We start from the raw sequence: 13,698 nt of genomic DNA, 5'->3' as shown, positions 1-13,698 counted from the left end.
AAGCACCCGCCATCTTGCGATGGCGGGCTCAGTTCTCACCACTTACTCAGTCAAATCTTGCGGAAGTAGAAGCCGGCGCTTTCGGTTCTGCCGAGTTCCGGATGGGTGTCGATCCGTGTCGAGAGCGAGGGGATCGCCCAGCGGTCGACGAGCTCGTATCCGAGGCCGGTGACGTGCTGCAGGAACTCGGCTTCGTTGCGGATCTGGTAGGGTACCCTGGCGCGGCCGATCTGTTCCAGCGTCACGACGGTCGGTCCCTTGCGCAGGGCGACCTTGTTCAGAAGGATATGCTTCGGCGCTTCCGGCATCTCGCCGATCAGCTTGCCGAGCGGCACGTCGAGATACTGCATCAGGCCCGAGCCGAGGAAGAGCGGCGTCGGTCCGGCATCGGCCATCCTGTCGACGAAGGAGAGCCGGGTCAGCTGGTCCTTGTCGGCGAGCTTCTGGCCGGCGCGGACGATGGCCGGCAGGTCGTAGACCACCCAGCGGAAATCCTCGCCGAGCGGCAGATGCGAGCGAAAGGCGCGATATTTGGTGCCCATGTGGCCGCCGGCATCGACGAGACTGCCGGTCTCGCGCACGAGGTCGCGCATCCAGAAGAGGACGGGATAATCCCAGGCGGCGAGGCGGCACATCTGCTCGAAGGCTACGGGCGCGATCTCATCGTGATCGTAGCCCGCAAGGGCGCCGTTTTTGGCTGCGGCAAGCGCTTCCTGATAGCTTGAATAGGCGCCGGTGAAGCGGCGCGGGATGGGAAGAAAATAGCGCAGGCGCCCGCTCAGGGCCTGCAGTGGTACCACGAATTTCTCAGCACGCCGTCTTGCGTCACGCAAAGTCGATGTGCGGCCTTTCAGCGTTACAGTCGTCATCGGCTTTCCCCCGGTGTTGATGAATAGGCATTAGCTTTTCGGATGGTCTTTCACCTCCCAGATCGGAACGACGCCGCCATGGATACGATGCATCACCCCCAGTGCTGCAAAGTATGTGACGGCGCCTGAGAGCACCTGAAAAGCGATCATCTCGATGCGGGTCATCGCCGTGGCTTCGCCGATATAGCCGAAGGCATAGACGATGGCCGACATCGCAAGGATCGCGACGAATACGTAGCCGCAATCGCTGAACACGCGCTTCCAGTCGAGGCCGCCGTAACGGCCCTGCAGATGCGTGGAAATCTTCAGGCTGATGAGAGCCGCGACGCACTGGCCGAAGGCGGCGGCCTCGACGCCGAAGGGCGCTGCGGCGACGATCAGGCCGATGGCGACGACGCCGTTCAGCAGCATCAGCCGCGGCATGCGGGCAATGTTTCCGGTGATCGACAGCAGCGGCTCGGTGACATAGCCCGGGATCAGCAGAACCTGCTTGATCGCGAGGATCGAGACGAGTGCTGCCGTCGGCGCCCAGGCATCGCCGAGCGCGATATCGACGAGGGCGGGCGAGACCAGCGCCAGGCCGATATAGACGGGGGCCGAGACGATCATCAGCGCCGTCATGAAATGCGTGGCTGTCCGACCGAGCTCCTCGAAGCGCAGCGCGTCGTTCTGCTGGTTGCGGATCTTGCGGAAGGCGGTCCAGGCGAGCATGCGCGCCGGTTCGCCGAGCAGCTCCGATATGGCGCCGACGATGCGTTCGGCGGCGCGGTAGTAACCGGCTTCCGCAAGGCCGAGGAAGCTGCCGAGCGCCAGCGTGCCCGAATAGGAGCGCAGATAGAAGATGATGCGGTTCGACAGGATGTGGCGCGAGAACTCGAGAATTTCCAACAGGAAGGCGCGGGTCAGATGGACGCGCGGATACCAGCGCACGACGATCTGCGATCCGATCAGGCAGGCGGTCTGCATCACCAGGCGGCCGACGATCAGCGAGGCGACATGGAAGCCGACATGCAGGCCGGCGATGGTGACGGCGAGGCCGAGACATTCGGCGATGATGCGGATGATCGACTGCTGCTTCAGCTGGCCGCGATTGACGAGCAGCCCGTCATAGACGACCGAGAGCGAGGAGGGCAGGAACCAGCAGCTATAGAGCGCGATCAGCACACCGAGCCAGGGATCGCCCCAATAATGCAGGATGATCGACAGCGCGAAGCCGACGCCGGTGCAGAGCAGGCCGGAGATGACGGCAATCGTGCCGATCTGGTCGAGCTCGTCGCCGGTGCAATGCGACTTCATCACATATTCGCCCCAGCCGCCCTCGGCGCAGAGCACGAGCAGAATGGCGATGGCGGAACTATAGGCATAGAAGCCGAATTGCGCCGACTCCAGAACGCGGGCGGCGATCAGGAAGGCGAGCAGCTGTGCGACCTGCGAGACGATCTTTGCCGTCAGCGTCCACAGACCGGCACCGACAAAGGCGGGCATCTTGATCCGCTTTGATTTTCCGGGCTTTTCCGGCCGGTTGTTGCTGTCTTCCTCCCCAATCATCTCAGCAAACCTCGGCAGAAATTGAACCAGGAGGCGGCTGCGGTGTTATTAGGGAAAGCTTGGATGACATGCCACGGCGGCTGCCAACGCGGAAACAATCGTTGGACAAGGCCGGCGCGGTATGCGATTTCCGGCAGGACGGAGAGCTTGTACTGAGTCGGCTGCCGAGACGGTAGGGAGACAATGTCATGGTCACAGAGTCAAAGGCGGCACGAAATTCTGCATATGCGCAGAACGCAGCCAGCTTCGGTGATCTGTCCGAAAAGGCCGCTTCCGCGCACCAGGCGCCGGATACCCGGCCGTCGTTCCTGAAATACAAACTCCGTTGGGGCTTGGCGCTTCTCTGCCTCGCCTTCTGGGTCGTTCTCGCCGCCATTTTCATTTGGTGAGCCGCTCTTTCTCGTTCTGAGCGAAAAACACGACACCCACCGTCTTCCAGAGAATGCCGATATCCGTGGTGAAGGAACAGGTGCGATAATAGTCGAGATCGTACTGGACGCGTTCCTCGTATGACGTGTCCTGACGGCGGTTGACCTGCCACATGCCGGTAAGCCCCGGCGTCATCGACAGGTAGACATGCGCATTGGCGCCGTAGCGCTCGATTTCTTCGGCGATGATCGGGCGCGGGCCGACAAGGCTCATCTCGCCGCGCAGCACGTTGATCAGCTGCGGCAGCTCGTCGGCGCTGGTCATTCGCAGCAGCTTGCCGAGCCAGTGGACACGCGGGTCGTTCATCAGCTTCTGGGTTTCCTGCCACTCGGCGCGGCGCACCGGATCGGTCGCCAGGATTTCGGCCAGCCGCTCGGCGGCATCGGTGCGCATGGAGCGGAATTTCAGGCAGCGGAATGGGCGGCCATAGCGGCCGACGCGGGTATGGCTGAAGGAAATCGGGCGGCCGTCGACGATGAGCAATGCGATGACGATCAGGATCAGGGCCGGCGCGAGAAACAGCAAGCCGCCACCGGCAAGCAGAATGTCGAGTGTGCGCTTCAGCCGGTAGCCGGCAGCAACGACGCGGGTCTCCGGCGTGGCCTGATCGCCGCGGGCAAAGCCGTCGAAAGCAGATAACATGTCAAACCCCATTTACCCTTGAACCCATCGTGAGGTTGCCAGCGCATCCAGCCATTTACAATTCATCCAGAGGGTAGTCGGCTAGTCAGATAGAGGTAAGCCGGAGCGTCCAATCGTTGCCCTGCCGGGCCGAATTACCCAGCAAGTGCAGCTTGTTGACCGGGGTGGGCGCGTTCGAGGATTTCGTCGTAGAGCTCGAAAAGCGCTTCCGCCCAGGAGAGCGAGGTATGCGCCATGCTGCTGCGCTGGCGCAGGCAATTCTCGCTCATTGCGCGAACCATGGCGTCGTCGCCGGCAAGCCTGGTCATGGCGGCGGCCAGCGCCGCTATATTGCCGTTCTCGAAGGGCAGGCCGCAGCCGAGCTCGGCGATCTCGCGGGCAAGCAGGGCCGCCTGCGGGATGATCACCGGAATGCCGCTCGCGACCGCCTCGACGGCTGCGAGGCCGAAAGGCTCCGGTACGCGCGAGGAGATGACGATGCAGCGCGCGGCGGTGACGAGTGCGGCGATCTCGTCCTTGTTCTTCCAGCCATGCAGGACGACTTCGGGATAATCGCGCTCGAGGACGGCGCGCCCGGCGCCGTCGCCGATGACGTGCAGCGGAACATTGGCAAGCCGCGCCGCCTTGGCGGCATCCTCGAAACCCTTTTCGGGTTCCAGTCTTCCGATGAAGAAGAACGGCTTGTTGGCCGCCGGGCTCGGCGGCGCCTGCAGGAAGGGCTCCACCGGATTGCGGATGGTGCGGATATATTCGGCATTGATGCCGGCGCGGGTGAAATATTCATGCATGTGCTGGTGCACGATGACGATATTGGCGGGCGTATAGCGCGTCGGGAAGAAGTGCTCGCGGATCAGATGGCGCGTCGAGCGCCAGACCTTTTCGTGATAGCCGCGCTTGTCGCATTGCGTCGTCAGGCAGCGCGCCGACATCGGCGTCAGATTGCAGACCCGGTGGCTCTGATAATTGGCATAGCCGCCATTCGGGCAAGAGAGGAAATAGTCGTGCGCATGCAGGACGACGCGGGACCGGACGCGCCACAGCGCCCGGAAGATCGACGGCGACAGGATCTTCGACCAGCCATGGACATGATAGATCGTGCCGGGCGAATCCGTGCGGGCGATGACCGTGCGCAGGCTGTCATAGGCTGCCTGATTGTAGAGGCCGCCGATCGTTGCGGTCAGCTTGCCCTGGTTGACCAGCGGCTGGCCGCCGACGCCGACCATCTCGGCGGTGCCGATGCCGGCGCCAATGGTGTCGCCGGCGAAATAGGTCACCGGAATGCCGCGTTCGCGGATCAGTTCGGCGGAGAGAACGGCGAGGTTGGATGCGCCGCCAACCCGCTCTGAACGATCGTTGATGATGACGACGCGATCGGGCTGGTGGTGTCGCATCCGGTCAATCCATACTCTCGATACGCCGCGGGGTAAGTCTGCCGCGCACCAGGTCGAAGAGCGCGATCATGTTGCCCTTCAGGCGGCCGCGGCGGTCGACCCAGGGTTCCGGACGCAGGCACTTGGCGACGTTGGCGGCGAGATTGCGGCCGATCTGGACGGCGCCGTAGCGGGTGCCCATCGTCTGCTTGCGCATCAGATAGATCGGATTGGCGATCTGCGAGTAGCCGAGCTTCATACCGGCGGTGCGGGCGACCTTGACGCCGAGATGCACGCCTTCGAGGCAATCGGCCGAGACGACGCCGCCATATTCGGCGATGCGGCGGCTGAAATCGACATCCTCAAGCCAGCCATAAGCCGGCAGGTTCTCGTCGAAGCGAATCTGGCCAGCGCTGACGGCCGACATGCGGATCGCCATGTTGCAGCCATAGGCATTGTAGATCGGGCTGATGGTCATCGGCAGGTTGGACGCCTGGCGGGCGCGATCGCTGACGAGCTTAAGGCCGTCATGCACCGAGATGCCGGGGCCGATGATGCCGTCTGCCAGGACCTTGCCGGTGCACATGGCGACATCGGGGTTGGTCTGGAAGATCGATTCCAGCCGCTCGACATAATTCGGCACCATGATGAAATCGTCGTCGAGGAAGAGGATGACGTCGGCATCGTCGGCATTGGCGACGATCTCGTTGCGCTGGCGGCAGAGGCCACGCTCGGAAATGATGATCCGGACAGGGCAGGCAAGCGAGGCGAGCGACACCTGATCGATATCGCTGGTCGAGGTGACGCAGACGATGACTTCATCGGGCTGGCGCGTCTGCTTGGAGATCTGCGGCAGGATCGCCGAGAGGATGTCGCGGCGGCCGGAGCTGGCGATGCCGATCGTCATCTTCAGCGGCGAGGTCGTGGCGCGGCTGATGATCGCCGGCACCGACGAGACGGTGCGGCTCGGCGCCGATGGCGGTGCCGGCTTCAGCAAGCGGTGGCGGCCGGTGACCGGCTTGGTCTTCTCCGGTCCGAGCTGTGTCGTCACGATGCCGAGCAGGTTGATGCGGCTGGTGGCGAATTCGGCCAGCGCATTCTGGATGCGCTCGGCGGTCATCGGATTGCCGTTGCCGAGCACCAGCAGGACACCGTCCATGAAGCTGCAGATCTGGCGCGTATCGGCCGAACCCTCGAAGGGCGACATGTCGACGATGACGATCTTGAACTTGCGGCGCAGCGCCTCGATTTCCTGGCGCAGCGCCATCAGGTGGCCGAAACGCTGGTGCGGACCGGCGGTGCGCAGGATATCGGGGACGATGACGGTCGACAGCGCGCCTTCGCCATCCGTTACCGGTTCGGCCTCGGCATTGGGGCGATTGCCCTTGCGCGGCGCGGCGTAGTCGGGGCCAAGCACCTTAAGGCCGAAAGACTGGCCGCTATCGGCGGCGATCGCGCTCAGCCGGGCGCTGATGAAATCGGCATCGACGAGAACGACGTTGCTGCCTTCATGCTTGTAGACCTGGGCAAGGTTGACGGCGAGCGTCGTCTTGCCGGTGTTCGGGGCGATCGAGGTGATGCCGATGACCGTCGAGTTGTTGGAGCGGAAGGCGGCGTCGATCGATCCGCGGATGCTGCGCAACGCCTCGGTGAAGCGCGAGTAGGGTGCGTCGAGGACGCGGCGATAGGCGACGTCGATCGCAACAGGCGAGACCGCAGCGGCAAGATCGCCCTCGCGGGAGATCAGCGGGATGGTGCCAAGCGAATTGATGCCGAGCTCGTTGCGCAGGCGGCCGACGACATTGAGGCGCCGGCGGTAGCCATCGCTGAACAGCGCCATGCCGAGGCCGCCGGCGAGGCCGAGCATGCCGGTCAGCGGAATGATCAGGCTCGGCTTCGGCCAGTTCTTCGAAAGCGGTGCGGTTGCGGCCGTGACGATACGGGCGTTGCCGATCGGGAAGGACTGGCGCTGGATGGCGCCGGTCACCTGCTGCAGGATGGTTTCATAGATCCGGCGGTAGGTGGTCGCCTGGCTTTCCATTTCGGTCAGTTCGACGCGGGCGAGGTTCTTGTCGGTCCCGGCGGCGGTCAGCGTATCCAGCTGGTTCTTCAACAGCTGCTCGCGGCCCTTGGCAACTTCGAGATTGGTCGCATAGAGCGACTGGATGCGCGAATATTCGTCGTCGATCGCCTTCTTCAGACCGGCGACCTCGTCCTGCGCGGCGACGACGGCGGGATTGCCGGCGTCGTAGCGGCTCATCAGGTTGTTGAGCTTCGACACCGAGATGCTCAGGTCTTCCTGGAGCTTCTGGATGCGCGGATTGTTGACCGCTTCCTGCACCGTCGTATCCGGCGCCTCGCCGCTCTTCAGGCGGGAGATGGCGTCGTATTTGGCGGCCTCGGCCGCCGTCTGGGTGCGGGCGGCGAGTTCCTGGGTGCTGATTTCGGACAGCTGCTGCTGGTCGAGCGAGGAAGTGGCGTTGATCTCCATGATGCCGTTCTTGGCGCGGAATTCCTCGGCCTGCATGGCGGTCTCGCGGGCCTTGCGGCCGACCTCGATCAGGCGGCTTTCCAGCCACTTGGCGCCGCTCTGCGCGGCGGCGGCACGCTCGGCAAGGCCGGAGCGGATATAGGCATCGGCGATCGCATTGGCGACGCGGGCGGCCTTTTCAGGGTCGGTCGAGCTGTAGCCGATTTCGAGAATGTAGGACTGGCCGACGCGCGTGACGGTGACGCGCGACAGGAAGGACGCCATGGTCCGGCGCATCAGCGCTTCCTCGGGCGTCTCGGTGGCCGATTCCGGCGCTGCCTCGGGCTTGCGGAAGCCGTGGATGATCTCCTTGATCCCCTGCGTGATCGCGCCGCGCCAGGAGGTGCCGCCGATGATTTCAGGGTCGTGGTCGAGTTTCAGCTTGGCGATGACGTCGCGGGCGATCGATTCCGACTTGACGATTTCCACCTGGCTGGCGATTTCGGCGGCTTCGATGATGATCGTGCCGCTGAAGGCGTCCTGCGAGGCGATGCGGCCCTGTTCCGGGTCCATGACGAGGCGGGTCGTTGCCGAGAACATCGGCTCGGTGCTGAAGATATAGAGCCCGCCGGCGACAACGCCGATCGCGGTGCAGATCGCCAGGCGGGAGGCATGGCGTTTCAGGAACCGCCAGATATCGCGGAAGGAAATATATTCGCGCTGCGCCTCATCGAAACCATGATGGTTGCCGGGAACGATTTTGCCGATCTCTTGAATGACCATGTCTATCCTCGCTGAGCTCCCTAAGGCGTTTGTTTTTGTTCAGGCTCGAGGGCGGAAACGACCGTCCCCTGGAGGCTGGATGACACGTTGTAGCGAACGTCCAGAACGTCGCCGGGCTGGAGTTCTTCGGTTTCGGCGACTTCGCTCGTCGTCGGAATGTCGGCCGCGCTGCGCGTCAGCCAGAATTCCAGCGGCTGCAGGTCGACGGCTTTCAGGCTCTGGTAGCGGGAGACGGATGCACCGGCGATCTGCAGCAGCTGCAGCGTCGTGGTGCGTTTCAGCTTGGTATCTTCGATATCGGCTTCGGTCGCCTGCAGCTCCTGGCCGGCTTCCGTTGTGCGCTGGCTCTTCAGGGTTTCGGCATCGCGCTTGGTTTCGCTGAGCTTCTGCTTGGCCTGCATTGAGGCGACGACGAGGTCGAGCTTGCTGCCCTGCATTTCGGCGACCGTGCGCTCCAGCGAGGTCTTGCGCGAGGTCGTCAGGATCTTGGTGTCGACGAGCTTGGAAATGTCGGTCAGTTCGTCCTGGGCGATGGTGACCTGGCGGTCCTGCGTCGCCATCTTCTCGTCGAGCACGCTGATTTCGCTGGTCAGCAGCGTTTCGAGCTCGCTTGCCGATTGCAGCGCCCGGTTCAACGCATCGGCGCGGGCGGTAAACAGCGCCGTCTCGCTCTGGATGATCTGGCCGATGATCGGATCCTGACTGGCTGCGGCGATCTCCGGCGGGAATTCGATTGCGTCCTTGCCGGAAAACTCGGCCATCAGGCGGGCGCGCTTGGCCATCTGCTGCTTCAGCTGCAGTTCCAGGCGGCCGAGATCGCCGGCATAGCGGATCTGCTCGGCATCGGAATATTCGCCCTGCGGGCTGCTGCGGCGTTCCTTGCCGCCGGCGAGCGCCATTGCCTGCTTGACGGTGAGGCCCGGGCGGAACTCGAATTCGCCGGCGCGCTCCACTGAGCCGCTGACATAGATCATCGGATATTTGACCACTTCGACCGAGGCGGTCGGCGCGGTGGCAAGGCCGGTGATGCGCTTCAGGTTGGTGCCGATCAGCTGCGAGATCTCGTCGACGGTCTTGTCCTCGACGTTCAGCTGGCCGATCATCGGGATGAAGATGTTGCCGGCCGGCGTGACGGTGAACTCGCCGTTCAGCGCCGTCCATTCCTTGTAGTCGCCGGTGGCCGCGACCCATTCGACGACGCTGACCTTGAGGTGGGTTTCCGGGCGGACCTGGTAAGCAGCGCCGGCGAGCGCTGCCGCCGGCATTGCTGCGGAACACAGTAGCAGGGTGGCGCCCACAACCCTCGCGGACAAGGTTCCGCGCCCCTTTGCGCCTATCGTCATGTTACGGCCTCACGGTTCGCATGGCCTGGCGGACGGCCGCCGGGCATAGTGTCAGGGATGATCAGACGAAACGGTGGCGAGTAAAATCCCCTGGAGGCGGTAGGTGCAGTTAGTCCTTTTGGCCGCATGCGGTAGCTCGCGCGCACATGAGGGCGTGCGTGATGAGACCAGTGATGATCATTTCGGCTTATCGGGATGGGGAGGGGCTGGTTCGGCCTTGGAGGCGGCGCGGGCAGGGGCCGCGCCAGCCACTCTCCTTGCGTGGCAACGAAACCGGGCTCGCTCCGTGTTCCGAAGCGAGCCCTTCCGCAAGGAGCCAGGTCGCGGGATGTAGTCCGCGAGTATTAGCTGCCGCATTTGGAATTGGTTCTACTCGCTACTGTCCCCGATCCCATCAGCAGGATGCCATATCAGCGAGCGAAATCAATTAATCCCTTTGGGCTAAGGCAAAACCGCCACAGCGGCCGATGAATCGGCGCTGCGAGCGGTGGTTCGGAGGGTTCAGCTGCCCTTGGTGGCGGCGACCGTATCGGCCTTGGCTTCGGAGGAGGGTTTGGCCCCTGCGGGTGCATAGCCACCGCCGATGGCGACGTTGAGCGAGACATAGTCCTTGGCCATCTGCTGGACAGCAGCGGCAAGGCTTGCCTGGGCGGTCGAGACGTTGCGCTGCGAGTCGAGAACGTCGAGCAGCGAGGAGGCGCCGTCCTTGTAGCTGGCGGTCGAGAGCTCAAGCGATTCCTGGGTCGTCTTGACCTGGGCGCGCAGGGCTTCCACCGTCTGGGCATCGCGGCGAACGGCCGACAGCGCGTTCTCGACCTGCTCGACGGCGCTCAGAACAGCCGACTTCCAGGCGAGATAGGCAGCCTTGGCATCCGACTTGGTGATATCGACATTGGCGCGCAGACGGCCGCCGTCGAAGATCGGCAGGTTCAGCGTCGGACCGAAGGACCACGTGGTCAGGCCGCCATTGCCGCCAACCGGGCGGACGTAGGAGGGCGAGATCGAACCCGACAGCGAGATCGACGGATAGAGCTGTGCCTCGGCAACGCCGATATTGGCGGTGGCGGCGGCGAGATCGCGTTCGGCCTTGCGGATGTCGGGACGGTTGCGGATCAGGTCAGCCGGAATGCCGGCCTGCAGGCCGCCACGGAAGACCGGCTGGCGCGAGCCCTTCTGCAGTTCAGCCATCAGCGACGATGCCGGCAGGCCGAGCAGGGTGGCGATGTGGTGAGCAGAAACGCGGAAGCTGGTTTCGAGGCCGGGGATTTCGGCCTGGGTCGCCTGGACCAGACCTTCGGCCTGGACGACGTCGAGGCGCGAGGCGGCACCGGCTTCGAGCTGGAACTTGGTGAGATCGAAGGTCTCGCGGCGAGACTTCAGATCACCCTTGGAGAGTTCGATGCGCTCCTGGTAGTAGCGGGCGTCGATGTAGCTGTTGACCAGATCCTGGAGGAAGGTGAGCTTGGCGACATCGGCGGTGGCGTAGGCCGAATCCAGCGATGCGAGCGCGCTTTCCTTCGAGCGGCGGTATTCGCCGAAGAGGTCGAGCAGCCAGGAGACATTGGCTTCGCCGGCGGTGGTGTTGGTGGCGCCATGCTGGTTGCGCAGGTTGCCCATCTGGCCGCTGACGGTCTGGGATGCACCGACGACGAGGCTCGGCAGGGCGCCTGCACCGGCAACGGTGACCTGAGCTTCGGCGGAGTTGATACGCTCGAGGGCCTGCAGCACGTCGAGGTTCTGGCCGATACCCTGGGAGACCAGCGAATTCAGCTGCTGATCGCGGTAGGCCGTCCACCACTGGGCGGTCGCAACATCACCATTGCTCTTGACCCCGCCTTCGCCAAACTTCGCAGGAAGCGGCATTTCCGGCGGTACATGATCCGGGCCGCTTACGCAGCCGGCAAGTGCAACTGACATGGCGAGGCATGCTGCAACTCGCGCGATTATCGTCTGACGTATCAACGGCCCTCTCCGTGGTTATATCGACGATGCCTAATTATGGTTAACAGAGGATTGACGGCGTGCCGAGGCCCTCCGGCGGCACTAGAGCGCATTCTCCTCATGTTGGGCCAGCGGCGGCTGCGGGCGCAGCGTCTGCAGCGGCGTTTCGGCATTGGCGCCGGCCGGTGCGAAGCGGGTGGCGAGCATATCGGCGAGGTTGGCGGAGGCGGCATTGGCATCGCATTCCGTCGGTGCCGTGCAGGGAGCGCGAAGGCGGGAGGTCTTCTGCGTGCTCTTCGGCTCCTCCAGCCGGGCAATGCGGATCGACGGCTTTTCGGCCGGTTCCGACGCCGGTTCGAAGATCGGATAGATGACGATCCCCGTTACAAGACTGACAGCCACACACGCGGCGATATAGACAAGAACAAACCTCATGTTCCTATAACGGCAGCGGGGGTTTGCCATAGCAACCTGCCAATTAGGATTAGAAATGGCGCGCAAGCTTCAGCAAAACGGCGGCCACGGCCCCGCATGCGGGGTAATTCCGACGGAATTCACCGTCTTCGGGAGAAAGGGCGAAACTTTCGGCGCTGCCGCGAGTTTCGAGCTTGAGCGGCCGTGCGTGACGGCCGGAAAGACAGGAGGCGCATATGGCAGACAGATCACGGCCGGGGGCTCAGGCGAGCGAGGAAGACCTGCAGGCGCATATGGCCGAGATGGAAGCCGAGGCGATGGCCGACGATTTCATTCGCGACAATCCCGACGAGGAGGCGCTGGAAGCCGACCTGCAGAACCTGCAATACGAGCTCGAAGTTCTGCGTGCCCGGCTGGCCGTCATCAAGGAGCAGGCGGGCACCGTGGTGCGTGCCAATCTGGAATGGGCCGATCGCAGCGCTCATGACCAGCTCGGCGATTATCCGTGGCTGAAGCTTGCCGGGGCGATGGCCGGAACCTTTGTGTTCGGCCGCATGCTGCGTAACGCACCGGTTGCAGCGATCCTGGCGGCCGTTGTGCCGCTGGTTCTCTCGAAAGCGGAGAAATAGGCCCTCAGGCCTTGAACTCACGCAGGCATTTGACGACTTCGCGCAGGCCGCGGGTCAGATGCTTGTCGCGGCGCATGACGATGCCGAGCTGGCGCACGAGGCGCGGCTTGACCGGGGATGTCGCGAGATAGCCGGCGCGGTCGCGGCGCAGCGCCAGCGACGGCAGGATCGACCAGCCGAGCCCGGCTGCCACCAGTTCCTTGATCGCCTCGACGCTGCCGAATTCCATCACCGGTTCCGCCTTCAGTCCCGCAGCGGCAAACCAGCCATCCGTCGTCTCGCGGGTGTTGCCGCCGTCATAAAGCATCATCACCTTCTGCTGCAGGAAAGCCGCATCCGGGCCGCTTTCGGGCATGTCACTGCCGCGCGGCGCGACCGCGAGCAGCTCGTCTTCGTAGAAGGGCTCGACTTCCAGCGATCGGCCGGAGGCGGGGAGGGTGACGACGGCGAGATCGAGCGCGTTGGCCTCGATGTCGCGTAGGATCTCGTCGGTATTGCCGATCTTCACAGTGATCTCCAGGCCGGACATCCGCTTCTTGGCGGCGGCGATGGCGCGTGGCAACAGGTGGATCGAGGCGGTGCCGCCGCTGCCGATCCTGACGCGCCCGGCCGCCCCTTCCTTATAAGGCGCCATCGCCTCCAGCGTCGCGGCGCATTCGCCGATGATGCGGCGGGCATGGGGGAGGAGCTCGGCACCGGCGGGCGAGGGCTGGGCGCGGCGTCCGGCGCGTTCGATCAGGCGCACGCCGAGCCGCTGTTCCAGAAGCTTGATCTGCAGGCTGACGGCCGGCTGGGTGATGCCGGCGCGGTCGGCGGCGGCAGTGAAGCTGCCGAGTTCGACGACGCTGACGAATGCGGCGAGCTGTTCCAGGTTCAGCATCAGAAGAATTCCTTATGGATTGCATCAGAAGCATAAGCTTCTTTTCGTTTCCTCGCCAGCGCATGTTGCCTCCACAGACAACAGGAGAGCGGCATGGCCACAGAGATCGAAGACATCGCCGGGAGTTGGGAGCAGAAGAAGCCAAGGCTGCGGCTTGCGGCGCTGATCATCGCCTGCCGTGGGTGGATGGAGCGCAGGCGGACGCGCAATTCACTGTCCGAACTCACGGCCGACGAACTACGCGATATCGGCATGACCAGAGAGGCGGCGCGGGCGGAGGTCGCCAAGTCCTGGTTCTGGCGCTGAGCTCTTGCCTCCCGCGAAAACATTCATCCATATGGTTGACTATCGATTCGAATTTTGTATATTCAACCATACGG

The 13,698-nt window shown here is 63.7% G+C and carries 12 protein-coding genes; 3 read left to right on the top strand and 9 right to left on the bottom strand.

Annotation, left to right across the window (positions count from 1 at the left end):
- Nucleotides 1–50 precede the first annotated feature (50 nt).
- Both ABIE40_RS14255 and ABIE40_RS14250 read right to left on the bottom strand, forming a co-directional pair.
- Nucleotides 51–869, bottom strand: coding sequence for a methyltransferase, TIGR04325 family (locus tag ABIE40_RS14255; RefSeq protein WP_199627519.1), 819 nt, complete (start codon nucleotides 867–869; stop codon nucleotides 51–53).
- Nucleotides 870–899: 30 nt separating this feature from the next.
- Nucleotides 900–2,417: an oligosaccharide flippase family protein gene (locus tag ABIE40_RS14250; protein ID WP_112711350.1), complete on the bottom strand. Its 1,518-nt coding sequence runs from the start codon at nucleotides 2,415–2,417 to the stop codon at nucleotides 900–902.
- Between the two features lie 188 nt (nucleotides 2,418–2,605).
- Between ABIE40_RS14250 and ABIE40_RS14245 the strand changes: the two genes are divergently transcribed.
- The gene (locus tag ABIE40_RS14245) at nucleotides 2,606–2,806 is read left to right on the top strand and encodes a hypothetical protein (RefSeq protein ID WP_199627517.1); all 201 of its coding nucleotides are present in this window, start codon (nucleotides 2,606–2,608) and stop codon (nucleotides 2,804–2,806) included.
- Here ABIE40_RS14245 and ABIE40_RS14240 read toward each other — a convergent pair.
- From ABIE40_RS14240 to ABIE40_RS14215, 6 genes are all read right to left on the bottom strand, one after another.
- On the bottom strand, nucleotides 2,796–3,488 hold the full coding sequence (locus ABIE40_RS14240; RefSeq protein ID WP_112711348.1) for a sugar transferase: 693 nt from the start codon (nucleotides 3,486–3,488) through the stop codon (nucleotides 2,796–2,798). The genes ABIE40_RS14245 and ABIE40_RS14240 overlap by 11 nt on opposite strands.
- A gap of 134 nt (nucleotides 3,489–3,622) precedes the next feature.
- Entirely contained in the window at nucleotides 3,623–4,879 is a 1,257-nt protein-coding gene (locus ABIE40_RS14235) for a glycosyltransferase family 4 protein (protein WP_199627515.1), read from the bottom strand.
- A 4-nt stretch (nucleotides 4,880–4,883) separates the two neighbouring features.
- Nucleotides 4,884–8,111, bottom strand: a complete 3,228-nt coding sequence (locus ABIE40_RS14230; protein ID WP_354541034.1) for a glycosyltransferase — start codon at nucleotides 8,109–8,111, stop codon at nucleotides 4,884–4,886.
- Nucleotides 8,112–8,131: 20 nt separating this feature from the next.
- On the bottom strand, nucleotides 8,132–9,424 hold the full coding sequence (locus tag ABIE40_RS14225) for a polysaccharide biosynthesis/export family protein (RefSeq protein ID WP_354541033.1): 1,293 nt from the start codon (nucleotides 9,422–9,424) through the stop codon (nucleotides 8,132–8,134).
- A gap of 531 nt (nucleotides 9,425–9,955) precedes the next feature.
- On the bottom strand, nucleotides 9,956–11,371 hold the full coding sequence (locus ABIE40_RS14220) for an efflux transporter outer membrane subunit (RefSeq protein WP_199627513.1): 1,416 nt from the start codon (nucleotides 11,369–11,371) through the stop codon (nucleotides 9,956–9,958).
- Between the two features lie 126 nt (nucleotides 11,372–11,497).
- Nucleotides 11,498–11,830 (bottom strand): hypothetical protein, encoded by a 333-nt coding sequence (locus ABIE40_RS14215; protein WP_112719055.1) that lies wholly within the window; start codon nucleotides 11,828–11,830, stop codon nucleotides 11,498–11,500.
- 215 nt (nucleotides 11,831–12,045) lie between these two features.
- Here ABIE40_RS14215 and ABIE40_RS14210 point away from each other — a divergent pair, with 215 nt between their 5' ends.
- Nucleotides 12,046–12,438: a hypothetical protein gene (locus ABIE40_RS14210; protein WP_130277671.1), complete on the top strand. Its 393-nt coding sequence runs from the start codon at nucleotides 12,046–12,048 to the stop codon at nucleotides 12,436–12,438.
- A 4-nt stretch (nucleotides 12,439–12,442) separates the two neighbouring features.
- On the opposite strand, the gene ABIE40_RS14205 is transcribed toward ABIE40_RS14210, so the two are convergent.
- Nucleotides 12,443–13,318 (bottom strand): LysR family transcriptional regulator, encoded by an 876-nt coding sequence (locus ABIE40_RS14205; protein WP_199627511.1) that lies wholly within the window; start codon nucleotides 13,316–13,318, stop codon nucleotides 12,443–12,445.
- A 93-nt stretch (nucleotides 13,319–13,411) separates the two neighbouring features.
- Here ABIE40_RS14205 and ABIE40_RS14200 point away from each other — a divergent pair, with 93 nt between their 5' ends.
- Complete coding sequence (locus ABIE40_RS14200) at nucleotides 13,412–13,624, top strand: DUF1127 domain-containing protein (RefSeq protein WP_199627509.1); 213 nt, start codon at nucleotides 13,412–13,414, stop codon at nucleotides 13,622–13,624.
- The last annotated feature ends 74 nt before the right edge of the window (nucleotides 13,625–13,698 follow it).

The organism is Rhizobium sp. OAE497 (assembly GCF_040546565.1).
Taxonomy (GTDB): Bacteria; Pseudomonadota; Alphaproteobacteria; order Rhizobiales; family Rhizobiaceae; genus Rhizobium.
This window is presented reverse-complemented; position numbering and strand designations above follow the sequence as displayed.

Coding starts and splice junctions, on each gene's coding strand:
- ABIE40_RS14255 (WP_199627519.1), bottom strand. CDS start 869: ATGACGACTGTAACGCTGAAAGGCCGCACATCGACTTTGCGTGACGCA.
- ABIE40_RS14250 (WP_112711350.1), bottom strand. CDS start 2,417: ATGATTGGGGAGGAAGACAGCAACAACCGGCCGGAAAAGCCCGGAAAA.
- ABIE40_RS14245 (WP_199627517.1), top strand. CDS start 2,606: ATGGTCACAGAGTCAAAGGCGGCACGAAATTCTGCATATGCGCAGAAC.
- ABIE40_RS14240 (WP_112711348.1), bottom strand. CDS start 3,488: ATGTTATCTGCTTTCGACGGCTTTGCCCGCGGCGATCAGGCCACGCCG.
- ABIE40_RS14235 (WP_199627515.1), bottom strand. CDS start 4,879: ATGCGACACCACCAGCCCGATCGCGTCGTCATCATCAACGATCGTTCA.
- ABIE40_RS14230 (WP_354541034.1), bottom strand. CDS start 8,111: ATGGTCATTCAAGAGATCGGCAAAATCGTTCCCGGCAACCATCATGGT.
- ABIE40_RS14220 (WP_199627513.1), bottom strand. CDS start 11,371: ATGTCAGTTGCACTTGCCGGCTGCGTAAGCGGCCCGGATCATGTACCG.
- ABIE40_RS14215 (WP_112719055.1), bottom strand. CDS start 11,830: ATGAGGTTTGTTCTTGTCTATATCGCCGCGTGTGTGGCTGTCAGTCTT.
- ABIE40_RS14210 (WP_130277671.1), top strand. CDS start 12,046: ATGGCAGACAGATCACGGCCGGGGGCTCAGGCGAGCGAGGAAGACCTG.
- ABIE40_RS14205 (WP_199627511.1), bottom strand. CDS start 13,318: ATGCTGAACCTGGAACAGCTCGCCGCATTCGTCAGCGTCGTCGAACTC.
- ABIE40_RS14200 (WP_199627509.1), top strand. CDS start 13,412: ATGGCCACAGAGATCGAAGACATCGCCGGGAGTTGGGAGCAGAAGAAG.